This is a genomic window from Burkholderia sp. AU45388 (genome assembly GCF_030481585.1).
Lineage (GTDB): Bacteria > Pseudomonadota > Gammaproteobacteria > Burkholderiales > Burkholderiaceae > Burkholderia > Burkholderia sola.
Map to the genome: position 1 here is coordinate 1 of NZ_JAUJPV010000083.1, position 579 is coordinate 579.

A 579-nucleotide genomic window follows, 5' to 3' on the forward strand; every position below is an offset into this window, starting at 1 on the left:
GCACGTTGCGCGACAGCGCGCGGAAGCTGTATTCGGTATCGACGTGATCGATGAACAGCGTCTCGTCGAAGCGGCCGAGCACGTCGAACGCGTCGCGCGACACGACGCAGCCCGACGAAATCAGGAATGCGCAACGTTGCATCGGCGTGCCCGGCTCGATGCGCAGGCGGCGCAAGCCGATGCCGTTCGTGGCGAGTTCCGGCAGGAAGCTGCGTGCGTTCTCGTCGAAGATGCGCGGACCGGCCAGGAACGCGCGCCCGGCGAGCCCCGCGCAGACATCGCGCATCGTCGGGAAATACGCGGCCGGCACCGACGAATCCTGGTCGAACAGCGCGACCGCGTCGATACCGTCGCGAAACAACGCCGCGAGCCCCGCGTTGTACGCGCCCGCGATGCCGCCGTGATTGCCGTGATGCAGCAGCGCGATGCCTTCGCGTGCGCATAGTTCGCGCGCCCGTGCGTCGCGCCGAGGCGTGTTGTCGACGACGAGCAGCGCGTCGCACGCGTGCCGCCATCCGCGCAACGCGTCGAGCTGCGCGTCGCTCGGGTGATACAGGATCACGAGTGCGCCGAGTGTCG

The 579-nt window shown here is 68.6% G+C and carries 1 pseudogene; it reads right to left on the minus strand.

The features are described 5' to 3' along the window. Positions 1–579, minus strand: a pseudogene (locus QZM72_RS35755) (glycosyltransferase family 2 protein); the annotation flags it as partial.